The organism is Legionella worsleiensis (assembly GCF_001467535.1).
In the GTDB taxonomy this organism is placed as follows: domain Bacteria; phylum Pseudomonadota; class Gammaproteobacteria; order Legionellales; family Legionellaceae; genus Legionella; species Legionella worsleiensis.
On sequence record NZ_LNZC01000022.1, the window covers coordinates 116747 to 137618 of the forward strand.

Consider the following 20872-nt stretch of genomic DNA (forward strand, 5'->3'; position numbering starts at 1 on the left):
TTAGTACTTATTTTACCAAGGCTTCATATTGAAAGGAGATGGGTTAAAGATTTGCTGTTGCTGTTCCTCATTTTCCGTTTTTTTAGGTTCTATATCCTTATTATGCTCAATTTCTTCTTGTTTAGAGGATTTATTAGACGGCTTGGGTTCCATCGAAAGTGGATGGGGCGAGAGACTTCGCTCTTTCGTGACTTCATCTCTTTCTTGTGCTTTAAGACTGGGTATTTGGACTAAATTATTTGCTAGCCGTTGGATAAATGCATCATATAAAGCTAATGTGGGCATGGTAATACGAAGAGAGATTATGTTTCCTTTCCCATCTTGAGTGATTTTAATGCAATCTTTAGAAAGATTATTTTCTTCTTTAAACTCATTGAATTCTTTTGTAATCGCCCCTATGAATTTTTTTAATTCTTCTCTTTGCTCTTCAGTTAATGCCTTAGGCTCACAAAGCAATTTAATGGTAATGGTTTTTGATTCGCGATCGCTATCAACCAGCAATAGTCCTTTGGCAATCAACTCCGCAATTATTTCTGGGTCAAAACTAGACTCTAAATCAAGTTCTTCTGAACCATACTCGCCTATCAATGCATCCGTAGTCTCAACTACTTTGCTTGGTTGAGCTAGAGATTTATCTTCACCTTGGCTTGCTTTTTCCTCAGATGTCTTATCAGAGGAGGCACTATCACCTCCACCACCGCCGCCACCATGTCCAGAACAAAGACGTTTAGGTGCGATTTCTTTAAAACAAACCTTGCAGCGTACTTTTGCTGATTCATCAGCAGACTCTTTTTTTTCTGCCTCTTTATTTTTTGCTTTGGTTAATAGTTGTAACGTTAGTGTAGCTGAAGAGATTTTTGGTTCATCTGCTGTGGTTGATTCAGGGGCGAGCCGATGTTTTTCCTTGTCTTTTTTCATGAAGAAAACCAATTTCAAATCTGTGATAATAGAGAAATTATATGTGAAATTTGTTTATTTTATTCATTTTGATGGAATTTTTACATTATTTTTACGAAATAACCTGTAATACTATAATAAATCTCTCTAAAACACTGTGACACGTTATGTTCTACTTTATTATCACCATACCTTTTTTATTAGTTATCTCAAAACTCCTATTAACCAATATACTTGTTCCCCATTTCAAAAAAAAAGAGCAAAAAAAACAGTTAATTCAGAGGGCTGATTGGTCAAATATAGAGAAAAAGACACTTATTTTGGAGGAACTTTACAAAAAAGTTCATGCGAAATCCTCTTCGATAAGGTATCGATTATTGCATTTGATTCAAAATAAAGAGTTTATTTATGGAGAAATCGATTTTTTGTCGTTTTATACCATTCTTGAACGAACCTCTCCTTCTACGAAAGATGTCTTTTATGACTTAGGTTCGGGGTCAGGAAAAGCAGTATTGAGTGCCATATTATTTTTTAATGTTAACAAATCTATTGGTATTGAGTTGTTACCTCCTCTGTATGAACAATCGAATACACAGCTTGAAAAGGCAATTCAACAATTTCTAAAACATGATGATGAGAAAGAATACCTACTTCAAATGGAGCACGTTCAATTTTTCAACGACAGTTTTTTGCATTATGATTTTGGGGATGCAGATATCATCTACGTAGCAGCCACTTGCCTAAGCGATCCCACCTGGAATGAATTAATTTCAAAGATGGCTGGTCTAAAACCAGGTAGCCGAATTATTGTGACCACTCGAATGATACATCACGATCAATTTGAATCCATTTATCAGGGTGTAGAGTTAATGAGTTGGGGGCTATGTCCAGTTAGAATATATAAAATCAAACACTAAACCGTTTGGCTGAATACAGCCCATAGGAAGTATAACTGAGAATGAGTACTCCATAAACCAAAGCCATTCCCGGTACAGCGAAATTACCACCTCGCATAAGAAAGAATAGCACCAAGGTAGGAGTTGCAGCTACAGCCAACAGACGGCATGAGGCTTTAAATGGGAGTTTAAAGCCGAAAAAAATATCAGAGTACAGCTGCACCAATGCGGACATTAGGAGTAAAATAATCCCAAAAACACCAAAATAAAATAAAGTCACGCAGGGAAAGACAAGGATTTGCATCAGCGTATTTAATCTGGAAATCCCAGAGGAATGAAGCCACTCAGTGCCAGAGAATAACCCATTCAGCCCTTTGTCAAAAGTGCGGGTATAAATAGGGTTGCCAATGGCATTTTTAACCAAACCTAAAAACTGCTTATAACTAGGTGGTCTGAAGTCAATTTTATTTTTGGTAATTAAAACCGTGAGTTGAGGGTATGCCTGATTCATTTCAGACACGGTTCCCGTCGTGTCTATTATTGAGACCACTTCTCCTTTGTTGTTTTTTATTAAATAGGGCATGGGTTGATTGTAAGTGATCTCACCATTTTGTATGGTCAGTAAAGGAAGCACTTGGATGGGGAATAGAATTTCCTCCTGAAAAAAATGATTGAATGCTACGATCACCCGCCCAGATAAAGGAATTGCTCCCAAAATAATGAGGAATAAAAGGTACCCAATTCCCAAACCGTGCCAACGCTTCACTACATCAGCATATAAAACAGAAGAATAGAACGAAGCGTAAAGGGCTTTACTATATTGTGATATAGTAGAAAACCAACGATATAATCTATCGTACATTAGTACCTCTTCGGGGATATTATCATTAGGTGGATTTTCCCGAATAACCAAATCAATATGTGATATTTATTTCCTAGAAATTGAAGTGTCAACTTTTTTCTCCCACAGGAACATTTCGAGATCGTAAGTACAGATACAGCTTAGTTTTAGAAATATCCAACTGTTCAGAAATTTTTTTAACAGGGATGGTTCCATTTTTATAAAGAGCTTCAGCAATAGTCGCTTTTTCCATTGCTGATTTTGACATGCCTTTGGGTCTTCCACCTTTTCTTCCTCGAGCTCGAGCTGATTTCAACCCTGCTTGTGTCCGCTCACGGATTAATTCACGTTCAAACTCTGCTAATGATGCAAAAATCCCAAAAACTAATCTACCCTGTGCAGTAGTGGTATCAATAGGGTCATTGAGACTAATCAATCCAACTTTTTTCTCGATTAATTTTGTTGTTAGGTGAATTAAATGAGCAAGATTTCTACCAAGCCTATCTAATTTCCAAATAACTAAAGTATCACCTTCACGAAGGTTTCGCACAATTTCATCAAGAACAGGTCTCGCTGTTTTTGCTCCACTAGCAATTTCCTCATGAATTTGATCACAACCTGCTTTTTTTAATGCATCAACTTGCATGGACAAAGATTGCTCTTTGGTTGAGACGCGCGCATATCCTATTTTCATACAGTTTAGTCCATTTTACTAACTAAAAAACGATATATTGAACCAAGATTTACTGAACCGCTTTATCTTACCAAAAATAGGCGTACAATGCGATTTTTTTTGACTGAGAAATCAGTCCAGCCAAACCCTCGTTTTTTTGAACCACCCTATGACAAAGAAAAATCGGTTGCAATTACTTACCGAGCCAGAAATTGAAGATTTTTATGCACGTCCTAATTTTAATTCCGGTGAACGTGAACTTTATTTTGCAATGAATTCACAAGAGATGAGTGCGTTGCGTCAATATTCAGCAACAAAGACCCAAATTGCCTTTAGGCTGCAGCTTGCTTACTTTAAAGCCAAGCAGAAATTTTTTGAATTCACTTTCGTTGAAGTGCATGATGACGTGGCCTATCTCATTGCAAAATATTATAAAAATGCAAAAGCCAAGTTACCAAGCAGCATCACACGTCAAACCCTTAACCAACAAAAACAAGACATTCTAAACTTATTTGATTATCAAGACTGGTCGCTAAAACAAAATGCCTTGGTTGAATCCCATCTCTGCGAATTATTACGTTATTACCCAAAAGGCAATGATACATTTAGGCAGTTGTTGGTATATTTTGAAAATCAGAAAATACTGCTCCCGTCTTACCGTACTTTACAAGATCTGTTTACACGAGCATTTTCCAGAGAAAGTGAACGAATTGGCAAGCTGATTCAGCTAATACCACAGGAACAACAAGAAAAACTGTCAAATCTGATCAAGCGTGAAGAAGGAAGCACCAAATTCAATGTCATTCGTGCAGATCAGAAGAGCTTTAAGTATAATCCTATCAAGGAAGAAGTAGCCAAGGCAGTCGAGCTCCTCGACTTATATGTATTTGCAAAGGAGTTTTTACCCTCGCTACAAATATCCAAAAATGCGATTCGTTATTATTCCGATTTGGCAGAGCAGTATGCCGCATCCAGATTACGTCGAGTCAATAAAACACAACAGTATTTACAGGCATTGTGTTTTATTTACCATCGCTATCAGCAAATCATGGATAATTTGATCACTAGCTTTATGTTTCATATTAGAGGCATCATGTCAGATGCTAAAAAATATGCTGAAAAAGCACGAGCGGAATACAATACCAATTTGACTGTTGATATTCCAAAGTTGGCAAAATTTATGAAGTGGTTCCCCAGCCGTAAATATGGCATGGGGCATGAAGAATTAAATCGGGAGGCCTATAACATTTTGCCCGAAAAGCAATTTCCGATCATTGCAGACTATTTAATGGGAAGCAGGTTTGATGCAAAAGCTGCCAAGCGAGATTTTTATCTGGAGCAGTCTCGTTTATTTGCGACCGGTATTACTTCATGTTTCATTTGAATACTATAAAGCAGATGCCGATGTCATGGCATTTATCAAACACATGAAAAATCATTATGGTCGCCGGAAAAAAGGACCGGCATCCTTTAAATTACCTCAAGAGCTGGAAGACAGGATTTCAGAAACCGCCTTGCCTTATTTGAAGAAAACCGCGAACGATGAACAAATCGATCCGCATTTGTTTGAGTTTTTTGTATATCAAAAAATGTATCACCGTTTAGATAAAAATTTGCTCTGTTGTAACGATAGCGTGACCTATTGTGATGTTGATCATGATTTGGTGGCAGAATCAGTGGTTGATGATGCTGAAAAAATTGCCAATGAATTTGGCTATAAAAAAATACCTGTTTATTGCGATGAACGTTTAGATGAAGTTCTGGATGAATTAGACCGTGCATGGGAGAGAACAACCAGTCGAATTAATCGTGGCGAAAATCAGTCCTTCAAAATTAAAGAAACGAAATCGGGTGAACAAGATTGGAGCCTTGGGTATGATGGTGTTGAAAAACTGGAAGATAGCTTTTTTAAAACATTACCCCAGGTAGAAATTCCGGATATCATGATGCACATGGGGGATCGTACCAACATGTGGGACGTGTTTACCCACATGAAGTCACGGTACAATGTAAAAATAAAGCCACCTAAAACTGCGGTAAATGCTTGTATTCTAGCCGATGCCTTCGGTATTAGTACTGAAAAAATGGCTGAAATGTCGGATATGAATTTCAACCTTTTACGCTCAACTCATCAGGATTACATTCGTGTCGATACAATGTGTGCGTCAAATGACAATGCAGGTAATCTTGTGCATGGGTTGCCTATTTTCAAATTGTGGGATCTTATCGACAATAAAACATTGGGGGATGGTGACGGGCAGAAGATGCCAACCAGCGAAAGTACCATTCAATCGCGGTATTCAAAAAAATACCTTGGGAAGGCGCCCGGAATTTCTGTATATACATTGATCGCAAACTTTATCGCAGTTAATGCCAAGAACATTGGATTGAATGAATATGAAGGCCATTCACTCTATGATCTTATCAATGGCAATAAAACAGACATCAATATTGATATGGTAACAGGGGATAATCATTCGCTGAATCAATTGAATTTTGTCATATTGGACTCCATAGATGTTGAATATGTACCAAGCATCAAGGACATCAAAGAAGCAGCTCGAAACCTACTCTCCATTAAACCGGTTGCTGAATATAAGGGTATGATTTGTCCGAGTGGTGTTGTTAATGCATCATTAATTCGATCACAAAAACGCGGAATTTTGCGTATACTCCTGTCTTTATTATTGCAAGAGAATACTCAAAGCACAATCGTCAAAAAAATTAATTCTTCTGCGCGCTATTCAGAGTTGAAAAAAGCACTATTTGAATATAACAAGCTTTTGAAAAGCATTCATGTTCTCAATTTGATTGATAACGTGGCACTGAGGAAAGCCATACGCACAGCACGAAATCGCACTGAAGCATACCATCAACTGCAAGGCCTCATTAGAAAAATATATCGCGGCGTTTTTAAAGGAAAGAAAATCGTCCACAACCGTATCAGTGCTCATGCTGTAAGACTGGTTGCGAATTGCATCATTGCATATAACAGTATTATTTTGAACATTGTGTATGAACAAATGCTCGCCGAGGGTGTAAGTCAGGAGCTTATTAATAACTTTGCCCGGATTTCACCGATTGCATGGGCGCATATTGCCTTTACAGGCAAGTACAATTTTAAAAAGAGCAACGGTGAAATTGACATAAAAGCGATGGTGAATGCGTTTGAAAAACATTTAAAACAACATTTTTGGAAGGTTTAATTCAGAATTAACACTTTTGGTGGTTATTCCACACGACCCCTACTAATGAAATTATGTTAGACATTATAATTTCATGGTCATGGAAGTTACCATACAAATGAGCTTGCATGGGGCCGTAGATGTAGATCTGAAAGGTTGTAGTTACACCTAGGCAGCTTAAAATAAATACGTAAAGAGACTGTGTTTTATTGTTTCTTATATAAATCATGGATTCTGAGAGTAAACTCTTAAATTTAGGTTTTGGTCTATCAGCGTAATACATGATGTACTCCATGCTCTCTGGAATACACAACCTGATATATAATCCAATGGAAGAACCTAATAATGCTAGAACAAAGGGCACTCGCCAGATCAGCCAATCGTGCTCAGGATAGTTATTGGTAAAATACGTTACAATAAGAGCTACCAACGAGGCTACTAACATCCCTGACATAGCACCGAAGGAAGCCCAGCTTCCTGAGTAGCCTTTTTTTGATTCTTCTGCATTTTCAATCAGATAAGTTGAAGAATTTAAATATTCTGCACCACAAGAAAAGCTCTGAATAACTCTTAACACTAATAAGGTAATAACAGAAAATGTGCCTATGGTGCTATGAGGAGGGATAAACCCGATAAGGGTTGTTGATACACCCATAGAGAGAATTGAACCTGCAAGAATAATTTTTCTACCATAAATATCAGATAGTAAACCCATTATCATAGCCCCTATAGGCCTGGCTAAGTATCCAGCAAAGAAAGTAAGAAATACTAGAAATAAACCTTTTGAAGCATCTCCAATCAAGTATTTGGCAAAGTAAACTGAGAGTAGGCCACAAATAGCTATATCAAAAGACTCTATTAAATTACCTAAAGTGCCAGCCAGTATGATTCGGGTTTGATGCTTCATGCGATTATCCTTTATTTTGCATTGCCGATAGGGTGGTAAGTGAATCTTGATCTTCCACTCGGTCTAAAAATAAAAATCCATCCAGGTGATCAATTTCATGCTGAAGGATACGCGCTTCTAAGCCAGAAGCTTTTTTCGTAATTCTATTCCCATCTATATCAAAGCCAGAATATTCAATCTCCATAGCTCTTGGAACCTCGCCCATTATTTCGCCGCAATTAAGGCAGCCCTCGTGACCAGTTTGAATTTCCTTGGATAGGATCTTTAAGGAAGGATTAATTAAAGCTGTATCAGGAATGGGATATTCAGGTTTTCTCCGTTTGGTATATTCAGTACTAAATACAATAACTCGTTTACTGATTCCAATTTGGGGGGCTGCAACGCCCACAGCGCCCTTGTCAGCCATAATGCCGAACATGGTCTTAATTAACTCTTTTAACCAGCTGCTACCAAATTCTGATTCAGCGATTGGCTCTGCGGTTTGTCTTAAAATGGGATCGTCCTTATCCAGGAGTGTGTTCATAGGTCACCTGATTGTTAATGATTAATTTCAGTTTTGGTTTGGCTATTGTGTACGACTGTTTGTCAGGAAAAGTTAAATAGTCTTGAATTTGCCTTAATGCGTACTTCCCCATAGCCAGTAATTTTTCGCAATGGATTGACGTTTTATTCTGAATGTACGGATTTATCCGTTTTAATCCGAAAGAGAAGATAGCTTTATAAGAACCGTATTCAGCCGGAATAGAAATGCCTGTAATGAGTCCAGGCTCTATTTGCTTATATTGTTTTATTAGGCCAGTACATCCCGTATGAGGAAGTTCACTCCATAGTTTATGCATATCTTGGTTAAAAAAGCTGGATTGATAGCAACCATCGAACAACCAGAGGTTCTTCTCGATTAAATTCTGTTCTATAGATGGATTAGAGGACAGAAAAAAAATTTGCCCTGTTTGGTTGATAAGAGCGATAGAAATATAGTCTGTCTCTACTTGTCCTAGTACATCAGAGAACACCTTGCGCATGGTGGCAAAGTGTTCAAAGAGAAATTCTTTGGCTTTGGGGTGAAGCGTTACTTCCACAGCTGTTACATCCTTATTTACAAACTTCTTAAACTGCATGACTATGCTTTTTTCTCTTTTCTTCATAGGAAGAAATAGAACCAAGAGCCAAGTCAATGATTTTTAGTAAATTATTCTCCGAAGTGTCAATTGCTTTGACTTCTTTGATCAATCCTAACACAAAATCGGCGTAATCGTCATTACTCACATGAGATACGGGATATAAGTGATGACTGTGTTTCAAGATGTAATGAAGTAATTTTTCATCTACTTGATTTTCTTTAGATACCTTCTTATCGTCTTCGCCGAAAAGTAACCAGCCAGGCTTGACAGTAAGGTGCGATGCTAATTGTTTGACTTTTTCATAATCGGGTAAAGCATCCCCTCGTATATAACGACGACAAATTTGTTCAGAAGCACCAGTAAACTCAGCCAGAGTTTTAATACAGATCCCATTGGGAGAACGTGAGGCAGTATATCCTTTATCTTTGAGGGTTTTAATCAAGCGGTTAGCAAACGATTTATATAATCCCTTACTCATAAAATTATCCTTGTAATCGAACGTCGTAAAAAAATTATCATATAAAACGATATCATTCAATATCATATCGTATCTTAATTTAAATTTCATAAAAACACCTATTGATAATAAAATTAATATCGTTTTAATATTGGTTTCGTCAAATGATGTTAAATGTTAATTTGACGTGAATTGAACTTTAGTACATGTTTTACAGGAGTATGTCGCATGTTTCATGATCAAAAGATCACCATCTATAAAGGGATCATTCAGTATTTACTGTATTCCACCAACTATTCTCTACAACGAATTGCCAACTTATCAAACTCATCAGTGGCCCATTTGCAATTGATCCATCAATACAGTCGATTGCCCAAAGAAAGCAAAGTTGAATTAAATTTATTGAAGTTGTTTATCACGGTAATTGATATGGAAATTAAAGGCGAGTGGAAAGGTAAAGCGTTTTATTCTGCCGAATGTTATTTAGGGGATTAGACATGCATAGGCTTGAGAATGAAATACCAAAACAAATTTTATTTATTACTGATTTAGAAGTGCTTATTGGGCGTAATCGACTAACGTTAAGACGTTGGTGGTCTGACGGCAAATTTCCTAAACCTGTTAAATTAAATGGAACCACCTTGGCTTGGCATAAAGAGACAATCAATCAGTGGATTCAACAGAATATGCAGTTGGTATAATTAAGATGAAGCCCATAGTCTATATGGGCTTTAATTATGCAGTTAAGCACATAGATTGATATGAATTGGCTTTAGTTTACTGTCTCGTGCCTGGAAAAAAATTTTACTTTTTTGGAAGGCATTATAAAAATTAGCTTGTTGGTTTTTAGTTTGGGCTTGTGTTTTTTCAATGATAAATAAACGTAATACTATTTCTGTATTTTCGTTCATAGAAGTGGCTTCATTTCCTTTTTTTTCCCATTTGTTAACAGCGGCATGAGATTCATGAACAACTTTTTCACCAAACTCTCTTAGTGGCATAGAAAAATAAGAGCGAATAAATTTCACCTGATTTCCAGTGAGTCTACATTCTTGTGTCGCCAATTTTTTAATGACTTCATCTGCCACTTTCTCCACATCGATCTTGGGAAGCCATTCATTGTTGTAACGGATCATTTCCACATTTTCTAATTCTATAGGAAATCCAAGTCCTTCATAGAGGAAAAGGGGTTCAATTCTGGTTTCCATAGTACTTCCTCTTATCGAATATTAATTACAGTAATAATAGGCATAAGATCTTCGGCAAAGGTAATAATGATCCTGATCTTTTGGTCATCTATAGTTTTTCCTTCAATACAATATTTCCAATCATCTGCATCTTCATGAATGTATTGGGCTTCATAACTATCTTTGCGTTTATTCCTGCTTCTTTCATAATCAGGAATGCCTTTTAAAATATTAATAACATCAATTTCTAAAATTTGCCTTTCTAACATTCTTTGTTGAGCATGAGGAACAAAAGCGTAAGATTTATCTCTAATCTTTTGTTCGATTAAAGCAAACAGCTCTTTGTCTGTTCTTTTTACAGGCTTTGCTGGCATTTCATACAATCCTTAAACCTAAGTTTAGTATTTGTAAACCAAGTTTACAAGTTTTCTTATTGAGATACTATCTTTTTTATGTGTTCAGCCCATGCGTCTAAAGCTTCTTTGCGTTGAGGAAGCATCTCGTTTTTGTTATAAGTAGCCATAATACGCGGCATTTTATGCCCTAAACATTTTTCAATGACAACTGGATCAATATTCAAAGATTCACCCAATTGAGTAGCAAAGGTTCTTCTCAAATCATGAGCTGTCCATTCTGGTAGTCCAACGCGATCTTGGATTCTATTGATAGCGCGGGGAAGGGCGTCCTTAGACATTGGCGCATCATTTGTTATGCCAGGGATTACGAAAGGGGACTCAGAATTCGCTTTTGCTTGAAGTAATAACTTTTTGGTGAGGTCACTCAAATGTATTTTGACTGTAATGGCACCCTTAGAATGCTCGGGAGGGATAGTCCATAAGGATTGTTCAAAATCAAACTGGTGCCATTGAGCGAGTCTGATTTCACCAGTTCTAACCCCTGTTAGGATAATAATTTTTATTGCTAGTCGAGATGATTCAGACATTTGTGATTGTTCGCTTCCGAGGAACGTCCAAATAGTTTTTAGTTCTTTAGAATTTAAAACCCGCTCTCTGGGTTTTTCAATACCACCGATATCTCTTGTTCGTATGTTGATCGCTGGATTATATTGAATATAACCGCGACTCACTGCGTAGTTGAGTACTTGTTTTATTGTGCTTAAAATACGATTGGCATGAATAGGTGCGCCTCGCTGTACTATTTTATCAAGCGCGATTGTAATATCTTTAGTTTGGAGATTATCAAGCACCATATGACCGAGAAGGGGGATGATCTCCGAGTCGATCTGATATTTGATAGGGCGGGGTTGTTTTCTATTTTTTACTGCATAATTTTCATACCAGGCCAGTATCAACTTAGAGAATGTATTGTCTTCTTTTAATTTTTCCAATTTGGCACTTTCTATAGGATTAATACCTTGCTCTTTCAAACTTTGAGCTTTGATAAGGTATTCACGAGCTTGCTTTAAACTAATAGCAGGATATTTGCCCAGGGTCATTTTTTGACGTTTGCCATTAATACTAAATCGATAAAACCAAGACTTATTACCACTAGGCATTACTCTAATCCCTAGTCCTGAAGATTCAATTTTTTCAAACCATGTGGTGTCTGGCGTGAGATTCTTTATATAGCTGTCAATAAATTTCATATACACAACCCTGTTAATTTGGTACCATTTTTGGTACCAATATTTATGTATAGGTATATTATCAAATGATACTAATTGAATTTGAAAAACTCAATAATATCTTTTAAATAAAAGGTTATAATTTTTTCTTGTAATTAAATGATATTGTTTGATATTGATAAGATAAAGTTTCGTAATCAAAAGGTCGTGTGTTCGATTCACATCAGCGGCATTGTAAAATCAATAGGTTACGAAATTTTCTTGAAGTAGTCGGTTTTTGTGTCGCAGCTGTGTCTCAATAATATCTTTGTTTTTTCTTAGTCTATAATTTAGGTATTAGTACTTCTGTCAGAAAAGGACATTATGTGAATACTAGATTCCTTATTTCTTTTCTATTGTTAGTTTTACTACCGCTTACATCATTTTCCGAAGAAAAATTTGATAAGATAGAAGCTCGTATCTATAGAGGGTATCAAGGGTGTCCTTAAGAGCCCTCATACATAAACTAGTAATAGGAGTTTTCACCTCCGTATTGCTAGTAGTTCCTTTATTTACTTATGCTAAATCAGGTTGTTGTTCACATCATGGAGGAGTTGCAGGATGTAATTCATCAACTGGATTTTATCGTTGTTCTGATGGAACAGATTCTCCTTCCTGTACTTGTGGATATTCTACCCAAAATAATTCTATAAAATACAATCTTTTTAATACCAATACCAATACCAATACCAATATTAGTGCACCAGTATCAGCAATAACCATAGGGGACATGACTATTTATAAATGGACAGATAAGAAGGGAGTTGTTCATTATAGCGATCAACCATTTAGGTAGTAAATAAAATCAATTTAGTCGATACATTAAATCATATCTCCTGGTTTTGCTATAATTTGAACAATAGATACTACAAGGGAATTTATGTCCGTAAATAAATTGCGATCTATTTTAAAAAGTGCTTTTCCTAACTTATCTAAAATATTTTCCGAAAAAGAAGGTGTTCAGCAATACAGGAAAATATTAACGTATTTTTTAAAGGATGGAGTAATCGATCCCCTTGAGTTAGAGCAACTCAAATATGTTGAAAATAAATACGAGCTGACAGAGGAAGAAATAAGAAAAATTCAAAGAAAGGTGTTATCGACCTACTTTAATGAGATTATCTCTGATAAGAGAATTAGTGAAGAAGAGCGAAAAACGTTACAAGAGTTATTGAATTTATTCTCTTTGCAAACTAACGAAATTAATTTTGACCAAAAAATTTTCAACAAATATTATACTTTGGGATTAATTGAGCAAGGCTCATTACCATCGGTTGAAAATAAAGATAAACTAAACATTATTTTAAAACCAAATGAAATATTGCACTACCGTGCCTCTTCTCAATTAAATAAAATAAAAAAAGTTACTAAACGAATCAATTATGGAGGCTTGACTGGTTCTATAAAAATTATGAAAGGAGTTCGTTATAGGATCGGCTCTATTGGGGTTCAAACAAAAACACAAGAAATTCTTGATACAGAAGACGTTGGGATTTTATACATTACAAACCAACGTATTGGTTTCAAAGGTCATAAAAAGCAATTTAATATCTTATTCAATAAAATCTTATCTTTTGAATTATTTGCAGAAGGTATCTTTCTATTCAAACAAGGCAAAGAAACTCCTTATATTTTAACTTTGGATGATTATGAGATTCCTCTAACCATACTGTCGTTCCTTTTAAATAATTAATTGTTCTTGAACGAACCCGAGTTGTTCTCTATAGAAAACAAGCAATTTGTGTGATTTTATACAGGCATTGCCTCTTCGATCGCCATGCACATTGACACTTAATGTTCTATAATTGAACGAATGCACTCAAATCCCTTGGGAGAGTTAAATGGCCTTAGAATGGAGTGATAAGTTAGTTCAGTATAAAATAAGGAATTGGCTTCAAGATTTCGATATAGATTATTGTCCAGAAGATGGAGACTATGTTCCTGTTAATGAGAATGAGGATGGGAGTTTGGAGCCTAACCTCAAAGAAAAACGCTATTTTAGAAGAGAAGAGCCCTTCCCGGATGATAGGGATTGGATTCCTTGCTTAATTTTGTATGAAAAATGGAGCCTGTAAATAATTCTGTGTAACTGTCCTGTGTTAAACAAACTCACTCAACCGCTCTTCGAATTCAATCATAAATCGATTAAGTCAGCCAGCGTAGCCCGTTTGCTTGCAAACGGGATTCAACTGGCCTTATTCATTTGAAAAAATGTAAGGTTTTAAAAGCTCAACGAGCTGATGTCTATCAATAACCCCTGAAGCCGCCTCTTCAATAATATCTGGTAATTCACTATTTTCCTCCAAGGCACAACCATTCAAGTCAAGAAAATACGTGGCGCTCAGAAAGGCGGTTCGTTTATTACCATCGGGAAAAGCATGTGATTTAGCAATGCCAATGATATAGATAGCCGTTAACTCAACAATATCATTGATATTTTTATAATGATGATATTATTCAGCACGTTTAAGGGCAGATTCAAGTTTTCCTAAATCAGTAACAGAAGCATTAGATAATATTTCGCCTTGAATAAATACCACATCTTCTACAGTTAAAAAAATTAATTCCATTATTTATCCGCTAAAGCTTTAATAGTGGCTGCATGACGCTCTTTTAGTTTAGCAATCGTCTGAGCACGTTTCTCGTACTTTGCTTCTTCAAGTTGAGCATCGGTCGGTGTGCCGATCTTCCCAATAATAAAAGGCTTTTGACCTTTACGAGTAAAGCAGATTTGCTCACCATTGGCGATTTTTTCCATGATTTCACATAAATGTTTGCGCATATGAGTATAAGACACTGTTTGCATGGTTTTCCCCATATTTCCTGTACATGTACAGTATAGTTGATTTTATATACTTGTTTCAAGTTAACTTGGCTAAACGAAGTGTAACCTAACAATACCTGCTAAATCTTTGAGTCCGAGCAAGCGTAGCCCGTTTGCTTGCAAACGGGATTCAACTGGCCTTATTCATTTGAAAAAATATAAGGTTTTAAAAGCTCAACGAGCTGATGTCTATCAATAACCCCTGAAGCCGCCTCTTCAATAATATCTGGTAATTCACTATTTTCCTCCAAGGCACAACCATTCAAGTCAAGAAAATACGTGGCGCTCAGCAAGCGTAGCCCGTATTAGACGAAGTCGTAATACGGGAAATCATCTGCATTAAAGCCGATACAACTTTAGATTTTTACCTACATCTAAAAAATATGTGGAACAACCGGAACAAGTGAAACACCCCAGTAGTTACTGGACTTTAGATGTTCCACTATCAAAATCGATAGTGGAACGAGTGGGGCAATTAATAGTCGTCAGATTGGACTGTTTTATTCTCGAAAAATGCCGATCGAATCTCGGCATTTTTATACCTGATAACCAAGAGGCGTTAGCGTATTGCCTTTCATCGTTTACAAAGCAGGGCTTTTCCTATCCATTGCGTCCAATTCGCTCTCCTTGTCAGACCTGTCTTTAAACCGTTGTTCTTGCTCCATCCTTCTAAAAAATGAGCATGAGTCATGGATTGGCGATGAATCTGATACTGATGAAGAGGGGAGTGAGGGTATAGTGCCGTCTTTATCCTGCTTGGGTCTTGATAAATCGTCAGTATTTTGCGTGTTTATATTGTGTCTTGTTTGCTCTAGCGCGGCATTTAGGATGCTTAGCGATTTAAATTTGGATAGGCGTTCAGCATGTTTTATAGAAGAATAATCATCTCGGCCGCAGAACAGCACAGCATTTGCCTTTTCTGTTATGGGCAGGTAATCCAGAAGTATTTGCAAGGAGTCAGGATATGATACGGCAAGGTGCATCACCGACAATTGCTTATTGTTACATGACTTAACCACATCGGCCCTTGCTGCCTCGGGCAAACACCCCATAATCACCTCTACTGCTGAAGGCTCATTTAGGATTTTATGCAGCTCCGTATTACCTTCTTTGTCTCTGGTCATCAAAACGTCCAGTATTTCTGTTTCGGTGAGAGACTCTAAAAGTTCTCTTAATCTGGTTTTACACCTTATTGCTATTTTATGCAGCAGAGTATTGTCATATGAGCCTCTTGACTTTAGTGCATCAGTTCGTCTTGTCGAAGGCAGGCAGTCAAACAGTCCTTTGGCAAGGTGAGGGAAGTGAATTATAACTTGCAATGCCAAGGATTGATCCCATTCGTTCTCAACTTTTATAGCGGCAACTCTTGCTTCTTCAGGCAGACAGTACAGAAGCTGTATCAGATATTGGACGTTTTTTTGTGCGAGTATTTCCAACACGTTCTCGCAACCGCTGTATTCTGTTTCTGGGATATTTGTTAATTTTCCTATAAACCGGTATTTCCCACTCCTGCGTCTACGTGTTATTAAAGTGGCCATTCTCTCGTCCTCGGGCAAGTAGTCCATAAGTTGGATCAAGTATGAGGGATGGGTCTCAACAAGCAGGTGCAACAGGGTTTGACCATTTTCGTAGCGTGCTATTAGTGCGGCGTATTTTTCTGTCTCAGACAATGAGTCCAGAAGTTGAATAAGCATGTCGCAGTCGTTTTTTGCAATCAATTCCAGTACTGTCAGGTTCGATTTGTTTCTTGCCATCAAAACAGCAAAGTATTCTGTTTGGGGAAGCCATTTGAAAAAAAGGCTCCGGCTCTCTGGGATATGCGCCACCCGATGAGCTATGGTCTCGCCATAATTATTACATGTTTTGGCTGTGTCAGCTTTCGCTGTATCGGGTATAAAATCCAGGAGAACCAGTAATATTGGGGGATTATTCGCCACTTTATGCAGCAACGGATAACCCCACTTGTCTTTGCTCATCACGTCACTTAGGGATAAGTAGTTTAGAAGCCATTGCAGCGTTTCGGGATTTCTCGATACAATTTCATGCAGGATTGTGTCACCATTCTTGTTTCTTGCTATGATAGCTTTTATTCTGTGCTTTATTTTCAGTAAGTCCACAAGTTCTATCAGAAGTTCTCCTTTTCTTTCTGATACATGATGCAACAGAGTATTGCCCTTACGATTTTTTTTCATTAGAGCGCTATATCTGTCTTTAGTGGGCAGAAGAAGTAGAAGTTGTTTCAGGATTTCTGGGTGGCTTTTTGCTGCTTGGCGCAGCACGCTCACATTGTCGTTATTTTTTGCTCTTAAGAGACTGATTCTTCTTTTTTTAGGCAGGTAGCTTACGGTTTTTATCAGGAGCTGAGGATAGCTTTCAGCCAGATGATGCAGCATGGTCTTTCCATCCTGACTTTTTGACAGTAAAAATTGTTCTTTTTTGTTCTTGGGTAAGGATTCCAGAAGTGGTTCCACAATCTTAGGATATAAAAATGCGTTTTTTTCGAACATGCCAAAGCCACTTACGCTCTCTGACATAAAAACGCTTGCCCTTTCACACTCAGGCAGACAATTCAATACATCTTTGATGAATAAGGGATGTTGTGCAAATAAGAATAATGCGTTAAAACCAGTTTTATCTCCTGCCAGCAAAGCCTCTTTCCTTGAACGCACAGGCAAACATCGCAAGATGTCTATTAAATTTTGAGGGTTAGAGGCCAAGCGCTGCATCAGGTTAAAGCCATAAACGTCCTTTGTTGTCAGCTCCTTAAGAGCGTTAGACTCATCCAGTGTTTGAATAAACCATTGGATAAAAGATAAATGTTTTTTATCGAAAGCTGCAACCATTGGTGTGAACAGACTTTTATATTTTACGTTGCAGTGTGCGGCTTTTGCACGTAAAGCCTTTGCAAAAGGGATGTTGCCAAATTCTGCGGCAATGTAAAATGGAGTTAAGTACCGATGGTCTGTTGCATTAGGATCAAAACCTGGATGTTCCACGATTTTTCGGATGATGCGCTCGGGCATAGATCGTGACATGGCTAATAAGTATGAGATGCGTAGACTGGTTCCGGGTGTGATGTTACCTGGTGTGAGTATGACTTGTTTTACAGTGTCGGCATCGAACAGGTGTTCAATCTGGTCAATTAGCTCTTGCGGCCATGAATCACGGGACAGAGCCTGTCCTGCACTGTTTAGTCCCTGATTGCAGCGGTTGCGAATGAAGGAAAGTACTCCTTTCAGGCACTCGAGAAACAAAGGCGACCAGGTGTTGGGTTCGTAACACAGGGCATGGAGGATTATGCGGTTTATCTGGTAAGGCGATACATCCAGAGTGCCGTCTTCGTCCGTCTGAGTTATCCATTTGGATAAAAGAGCTTCGTCGACGCGAATGACTGGATTAGAAAGAGCTTCGGGTGTATTTTCATTAAAAAACAGCTCACAAAGCCGGCCAAAGAGGCTGGCTTGCGCTCCATTATTTGCAGCAAACCATTGCGCAGTGTAATTGCTGATGAAATCATAATAGGTGTTGCTTCGCCAGAGAATAACCCCCCGCTCAAAAGCACGCAGGTGTTGTTCCAGAGTAGGAGTGTCTGCGAGTAAGACGTGCAGCGAGAGCTCCTGATTATTGAGCCATTGCCCCAGAGCATGAAGTGCTTCTATCCATTCGGCCTTCTGTTCTGGGGGCATGTCGCAGACGTCGAGCAGATTTTGGTAGTCGTTGAACTGGTGCAGCACGTCGTGAAGTCTCATTACCAGATAGACGGTATCCCAAGGATTTTTTTCAGCGGCGATTCTTTTTAATGACATAGGGCTGAAATCGGAGCCCCGCAGCCAGCCAATCGTTTGGCTGGCAAGGGAGTGCAGACTGGTTGCCGCAATGCGTTCAGAGCCCACTGCCATGGCATGACGTTTGGCGAAACGGTCTAATGCAGCGAGGACGGGTACAAAATGGCATGGGATGCTTTCCAGCCCTTCATTACTGCAATACCCATTAATTTGTATCAGCATTTTATCACTGGGAATGGTCTGGATGGAGCGAAAGCGATTCAGTATGTATTGCTTTGGGGCATCCTCTTGTCCTGCATTGTTGATGGCTGCTTTAACATGGTCTGGAATGGTATCGAATATCCAGGGTAAAAACAGAGTTTGAAATTGTTCATAAAAGGGAATGTATTCATTACCTGCCGGGTCTCGTCCATCAGGGAGCTTTAACTTAAGGTGTGTTGCAAGTACTTCATGTACCATAAAATCGAACAAACCTTGCATGAGAACGTCTTCGGCATTTAAGGGCAGACGTTTGCCTTCATAACCATCCAATGCCATGAGCCATCGGTGCCGGATGCCGGCTGAGCAAACGGATGGCGTTTCCTTCATCAGTTCATTGTTAATGCGGTCAAATTTTTGCAGACGGAGCAGTCGTTCCTTGGTTGCGGTACTGCCGGGAGGTACAGGCCATGCTTGCTCGTGTTTATCCATCAGTGCGCACAGCACTAGGGCAAAAACTTCGGGGAGCGGCAGATACCATTCGGTGGAAACCCGCTTTCCCTCATGCTCTTCCACCAGCGTGACTCGGTCAAATTCTTTATTGAGAATATTTTTATCCAAAATCGTATTGAGCCAGCCTCTGGTGGAGGGTTCTAACACCGATGATTTGGCTCTGCGTTCGTAACGTGCTCTGATACGCCGCATTTTTTCTTGTCCAGCAGAACTTTGGGATATCCCAAGAGTCATGGACGAGTGTTTTTCAGGATCGGAAGAGGAGGATGATGCAGCAACCGAAGAGGAGGATGATGCAGCAACCGAAGATGAGGATGCCGCCTGACCGGAGCTACTGGCGTTGCGGTTTTGCAAAAAATATTTTGCAGCAAGCCTAATAGCAAGCAATGCAGCAGCGTTTGAGGTGACATGATTGTGAGTGCTCTGTCTTTTTTGAGCTTCTTCGAGTATCTGGTGATCGAGATTAAAAGGCATGCGCTATGGACTTTGCGAAATTTAAAGTGCTGTAGACTATCACAAGAATCATAAAATGTTCAATATGAAAAGAACTGATGCTGTTTGGGTGAACGAAGTGATGGATGATCCACTTTTGATAAATTATGAGGACGATAGTGCTAATGTCAGTTCACTGCCGATGTGAAATTGAAACAAGTATTTAAAACGTTTCTATTCACATCAGGCAGTGATGAATGCCAAATCGAGTTAAGGTTGGTACACCTCTTGCTGGATTCCGCCAACTACCCATTCTTTAGTATTGGTGAATTGATAGAAATGCCAGATTTCATCAAGCGGCGCAATGGCTTCATTATTTTCCTTTATCGAGCCTGTAAAGCGAACGCTGGCGATATTAGACAGGGTTTGCCGGGATACATCAAGCAACTCGGCATTTAAGTGAATGATTTCGGTTTTATTAGGCTCATTACCTCGCTCATCAAGCTGCATTTTGATTTCAGCGAACACTTCAGGTGTTGTGAAGGTTTGGATGTCCTGAAGATTTTTGCTGTCGTAAGCAGCCTGAAGTCGAATAAAATTCACTTTGGCGTTGCGTAAAAAACTCTCTGATACAAAATCAACAGGAGTAGCAGAGCTATGGCTGCTGTGGCCATTATGGGGCTGAGCTTGATTAAAAGGATTGAATGAATTGTCTCTGAATGCATTGGATTGAGCCGATTGGAGTCCAGGCTGCATTTTTTTGCGTAAAAAACTGACTACAAAAAAGAGTACCGAGCCGAGTATTAACCAGGTCATCAGTCCGTTTGCAAGGCCATTACCCATGAATAAACTGGCTAACAATCCACCCACCAGAAGACCTCCTAACACACCACCCCATCTGCTTTTATTCGATTTTTGTGCCATAGATGCAGTATTTTGCGTTTTATGTGATGAAAAAAGACTGCTTTGGGATCGTTGAACCCCAAAACTCCGCCCGCCGCCAAAGCGTTTTGCTGATGCTTCGTTGACAAGGAGTCCAAAAGACAATAGTGCAATGAGCAAACAAAAAATAAAATGACGCATTTTAGTACACCCTATGAATGAATGAGTGGTCATTATATCGTAACAAACAAAAACTTGCTTGTGATCTCTGGAGCTGACTGGGGCTTGATCTACTTTTAATCAGAACGCCAGATCAGTATTTCTGGAATGTGTCAGGGTAAACGCATCTAAACGTATTATCTAAGGCCAAGATGCCTACGTTCTGCGCTTTATGCGCAGAATCCAGATCTTTGCCTGCACTAAGATCGCATGGATCCTGCGCATAAAGCG

The 20872-nt window shown here is 38.5% G+C and carries 21 protein-coding genes and 1 pseudogene; 8 read left to right on the top strand and 14 right to left on the bottom strand.

Going from position 1 to position 20872, the window contains the following annotated elements:
• Positions 1-12 precede the first annotated feature (12 nt).
• Positions 13-918: a hypothetical protein gene (locus tag Lwor_RS09115; protein WP_058493580.1), complete on the bottom strand. Its 906-nt coding sequence runs from the start codon at positions 916-918 to the stop codon at positions 13-15.
• 146 nt (positions 919-1064) lie between these two features.
• Between Lwor_RS09115 and Lwor_RS09120 the strand changes: the two genes are divergently transcribed.
• Positions 1065-1814, top strand: a complete 750-nt coding sequence (locus Lwor_RS09120) for a class I SAM-dependent methyltransferase (protein ID WP_058493581.1) — start codon at positions 1065-1067, stop codon at positions 1812-1814.
• On the opposite strand, the gene Lwor_RS09125 is transcribed toward Lwor_RS09120, so the two are convergent.
• Positions 1804-2655: a DUF1189 family protein gene (locus Lwor_RS09125; protein WP_058493582.1), complete on the bottom strand. Its 852-nt coding sequence runs from the start codon at positions 2653-2655 to the stop codon at positions 1804-1806. The genes Lwor_RS09120 and Lwor_RS09125 overlap by 11 nt on opposite strands.
• Before the next feature lie 88 nt (positions 2656-2743).
• Positions 2744-3328, bottom strand: coding sequence for a recombinase family protein (locus tag Lwor_RS09130; protein WP_058493583.1), 585 nt, complete (start codon positions 3326-3328; stop codon positions 2744-2746).
• Between the two features lie 148 nt (positions 3329-3476).
• Between Lwor_RS09130 and Lwor_RS14115 the strand changes: the two genes are divergently transcribed.
• Both Lwor_RS14115 and Lwor_RS14120 read left to right on the top strand, forming a co-directional pair.
• Entirely contained in the window at positions 3477-4691 is a 1215-nt protein-coding gene (locus Lwor_RS14115) for a DUF4158 domain-containing protein (RefSeq protein WP_238584646.1), read from the top strand.
• 25 nt (positions 4692-4716) lie between these two features.
• Positions 4717-6513, top strand: coding sequence for a Tn3 family transposase (locus Lwor_RS14120; RefSeq protein ID WP_238584647.1), 1797 nt, complete (start codon positions 4717-4719; stop codon positions 6511-6513).
• Between the two features lie 40 nt (positions 6514-6553).
• Here the strand turns inward: Lwor_RS14120 and Lwor_RS09140 are convergent.
• The 4 genes and pseudogenes from Lwor_RS09140 to Lwor_RS09155 all read right to left on the bottom strand — a co-directional run.
• Positions 6554-7399, bottom strand: a pseudogene (locus Lwor_RS09140) (MFS transporter); the annotation flags it as partial.
• Between the two features lie 4 nt (positions 7400-7403).
• Positions 7404-7922: a peptide deformylase gene (gene def, locus Lwor_RS09145; RefSeq protein ID WP_058493584.1), complete on the bottom strand. Its 519-nt coding sequence runs from the start codon at positions 7920-7922 to the stop codon at positions 7404-7406.
• Complete coding sequence (locus Lwor_RS09150) at positions 7903-8517, bottom strand: hypothetical protein (RefSeq protein WP_058493585.1); 615 nt, start codon at positions 8515-8517, stop codon at positions 7903-7905. The genes def and Lwor_RS09150 overlap by 20 nt, the downstream gene beginning before the upstream one ends.
• Positions 8507-8998 (bottom strand): helix-turn-helix domain-containing protein, encoded by a 492-nt coding sequence (locus tag Lwor_RS09155; protein WP_058493669.1) that lies wholly within the window; start codon positions 8996-8998, stop codon positions 8507-8509. The genes Lwor_RS09150 and Lwor_RS09155 overlap by 11 nt, the downstream gene beginning before the upstream one ends.
• A gap of 207 nt (positions 8999-9205) precedes the next feature.
• Between Lwor_RS09155 and Lwor_RS09160 the strand changes: the two genes are divergently transcribed.
• Complete coding sequence (locus Lwor_RS09160; RefSeq protein WP_058493586.1) at positions 9206-9472, top strand: hypothetical protein; 267 nt, start codon at positions 9206-9208, stop codon at positions 9470-9472.
• A 2-nt stretch (positions 9473-9474) separates the two neighbouring features.
• A complete protein-coding gene (locus tag Lwor_RS09165; RefSeq protein ID WP_058493587.1) occupies positions 9475-9678 on the top strand; it encodes a helix-turn-helix transcriptional regulator in 204 nt (67 codons plus the stop codon).
• Positions 9679-9720: 42 nt separating this feature from the next.
• On the opposite strand, the gene Lwor_RS09170 is transcribed toward Lwor_RS09165, so the two are convergent.
• Genes Lwor_RS09170 through Lwor_RS09180 form a run of 3 tightly spaced genes read right to left on the bottom strand, consistent with a single transcriptional unit; the run spans position 9721 to position 11770 of the window.
• On the bottom strand, positions 9721-10185 hold the full coding sequence (locus Lwor_RS09170; protein ID WP_058493588.1) for a hypothetical protein: 465 nt from the start codon (positions 10183-10185) through the stop codon (positions 9721-9723).
• Between the two features lie 11 nt (positions 10186-10196).
• Positions 10197-10538, bottom strand: coding sequence for a DUF4258 domain-containing protein (locus tag Lwor_RS09175; RefSeq protein WP_058493589.1), 342 nt, complete (start codon positions 10536-10538; stop codon positions 10197-10199).
• Positions 10539-10594: 56 nt separating this feature from the next.
• Positions 10595-11770, bottom strand: a complete 1176-nt coding sequence (locus Lwor_RS09180) for a tyrosine-type recombinase/integrase (RefSeq protein WP_058493590.1) — start codon at positions 11768-11770, stop codon at positions 10595-10597.
• A 511-nt stretch (positions 11771-12281) separates the two neighbouring features.
• On the opposite strand from Lwor_RS09180, the gene Lwor_RS13525 reads away from it, so the two are divergent.
• The 3 genes from Lwor_RS13525 to Lwor_RS09190 all read left to right on the top strand — a co-directional run bounded on the left by Lwor_RS13525 (position 12282) and on the right by Lwor_RS09190 (position 13863).
• Positions 12282-12584, top strand: coding sequence for a DUF4124 domain-containing protein (locus tag Lwor_RS13525; RefSeq protein ID WP_175042912.1), 303 nt, complete (start codon positions 12282-12284; stop codon positions 12582-12584).
• A gap of 84 nt (positions 12585-12668) precedes the next feature.
• A complete protein-coding gene (locus Lwor_RS09185; RefSeq protein ID WP_058493591.1) occupies positions 12669-13481 on the top strand; it encodes a hypothetical protein in 813 nt (270 codons plus the stop codon).
• Between the two features lie 148 nt (positions 13482-13629).
• The gene (locus tag Lwor_RS09190) at positions 13630-13863 is read left to right on the top strand and encodes a hypothetical protein (RefSeq protein WP_058493592.1); all 234 of its coding nucleotides are present in this window, start codon (positions 13630-13632) and stop codon (positions 13861-13863) included.
• Between the two features lie 120 nt (positions 13864-13983).
• On the opposite strand, the gene Lwor_RS14340 is transcribed toward Lwor_RS09190, so the two are convergent.
• The 4 genes from Lwor_RS14340 to Lwor_RS09205 form a co-directional block, all read right to left on the bottom strand.
• Positions 13984-14223: a type II toxin-antitoxin system death-on-curing family toxin gene (locus Lwor_RS14340; RefSeq protein ID WP_083501607.1), complete on the bottom strand. Its 240-nt coding sequence runs from the start codon at positions 14221-14223 to the stop codon at positions 13984-13986.
• A 134-nt stretch (positions 14224-14357) separates the two neighbouring features.
• Positions 14358-14594, bottom strand: a complete 237-nt coding sequence (locus tag Lwor_RS09195) for a hypothetical protein (protein WP_058493593.1) — start codon at positions 14592-14594, stop codon at positions 14358-14360.
• A 599-nt stretch (positions 14595-15193) separates the two neighbouring features.
• Positions 15194-19582: an ankyrin repeat domain-containing protein gene (locus Lwor_RS09200; RefSeq protein WP_058493594.1), complete on the bottom strand. Its 4389-nt coding sequence runs from the start codon at positions 19580-19582 to the stop codon at positions 15194-15196.
• A gap of 228 nt (positions 19583-19810) precedes the next feature.
• Positions 19811-20623 (bottom strand): Tim44 domain-containing protein, encoded by an 813-nt coding sequence (locus tag Lwor_RS09205; RefSeq protein ID WP_058493595.1) that lies wholly within the window; start codon positions 20621-20623, stop codon positions 19811-19813.
• Positions 20624-20872: the final 249 nt, after the last annotated feature.

Coding starts and splice junctions, on each gene's coding strand:
- Lwor_RS09165 (WP_058493587.1), top strand. CDS start 9,475: ATGCATAGGCTTGAGAATGAAATACCAAAACAAATTTTATTTATTACT.
- Lwor_RS09120 (WP_058493581.1), top strand. CDS start 1,065: ATGTTCTACTTTATTATCACCATACCTTTTTTATTAGTTATCTCAAAA.
- Lwor_RS09205 (WP_058493595.1), bottom strand. CDS start 20,623: ATGCGTCATTTTATTTTTTGTTTGCTCATTGCACTATTGTCTTTTGGA.
- Lwor_RS09125 (WP_058493582.1), bottom strand. CDS start 2,655: ATGTACGATAGATTATATCGTTGGTTTTCTACTATATCACAATATAGT.
- Lwor_RS14115 (WP_238584646.1), top strand. CDS start 3,477: ATGACAAAGAAAAATCGGTTGCAATTACTTACCGAGCCAGAAATTGAA.
- Lwor_RS09185 (WP_058493591.1), top strand. CDS start 12,669: ATGTCCGTAAATAAATTGCGATCTATTTTAAAAAGTGCTTTTCCTAAC.
- Lwor_RS09190 (WP_058493592.1), top strand. CDS start 13,630: ATGGCCTTAGAATGGAGTGATAAGTTAGTTCAGTATAAAATAAGGAAT.
- def (WP_058493584.1), bottom strand. CDS start 7,922: ATGAACACACTCCTGGATAAGGACGATCCCATTTTAAGACAAACCGCA.
- Lwor_RS09200 (WP_058493594.1), bottom strand. CDS start 19,582: ATGCCTTTTAATCTCGATCACCAGATACTCGAAGAAGCTCAAAAAAGA.
- Lwor_RS09180 (WP_058493590.1), bottom strand. CDS start 11,770: ATGAAATTTATTGACAGCTATATAAAGAATCTCACGCCAGACACCACA.
- Lwor_RS14120 (WP_238584647.1), top strand. CDS start 4,717: ATGGCATTTATCAAACACATGAAAAATCATTATGGTCGCCGGAAAAAA.
- Lwor_RS09175 (WP_058493589.1), bottom strand. CDS start 10,538: ATGCCAGCAAAGCCTGTAAAAAGAACAGACAAAGAGCTGTTTGCTTTA.
- Lwor_RS09150 (WP_058493585.1), bottom strand. CDS start 8,517: ATGCAGTTTAAGAAGTTTGTAAATAAGGATGTAACAGCTGTGGAAGTA.
- Lwor_RS09160 (WP_058493586.1), top strand. CDS start 9,206: ATGTTTCATGATCAAAAGATCACCATCTATAAAGGGATCATTCAGTAT.
- Lwor_RS09195 (WP_058493593.1), bottom strand. CDS start 14,594: ATGCAAACAGTGTCTTATACTCATATGCGCAAACATTTATGTGAAATC.
- Lwor_RS09170 (WP_058493588.1), bottom strand. CDS start 10,185: ATGGAAACCAGAATTGAACCCCTTTTCCTCTATGAAGGACTTGGATTT.
- Lwor_RS09115 (WP_058493580.1), bottom strand. CDS start 918: ATGAAAAAAGACAAGGAAAAACATCGGCTCGCCCCTGAATCAACCACA.
- Lwor_RS09130 (WP_058493583.1), bottom strand. CDS start 3,328: ATGAAAATAGGATATGCGCGCGTCTCAACCAAAGAGCAATCTTTGTCC.
- Lwor_RS09155 (WP_058493669.1), bottom strand. CDS start 8,998: ATGAGTAAGGGATTATATAAATCGTTTGCTAACCGCTTGATTAAAACC.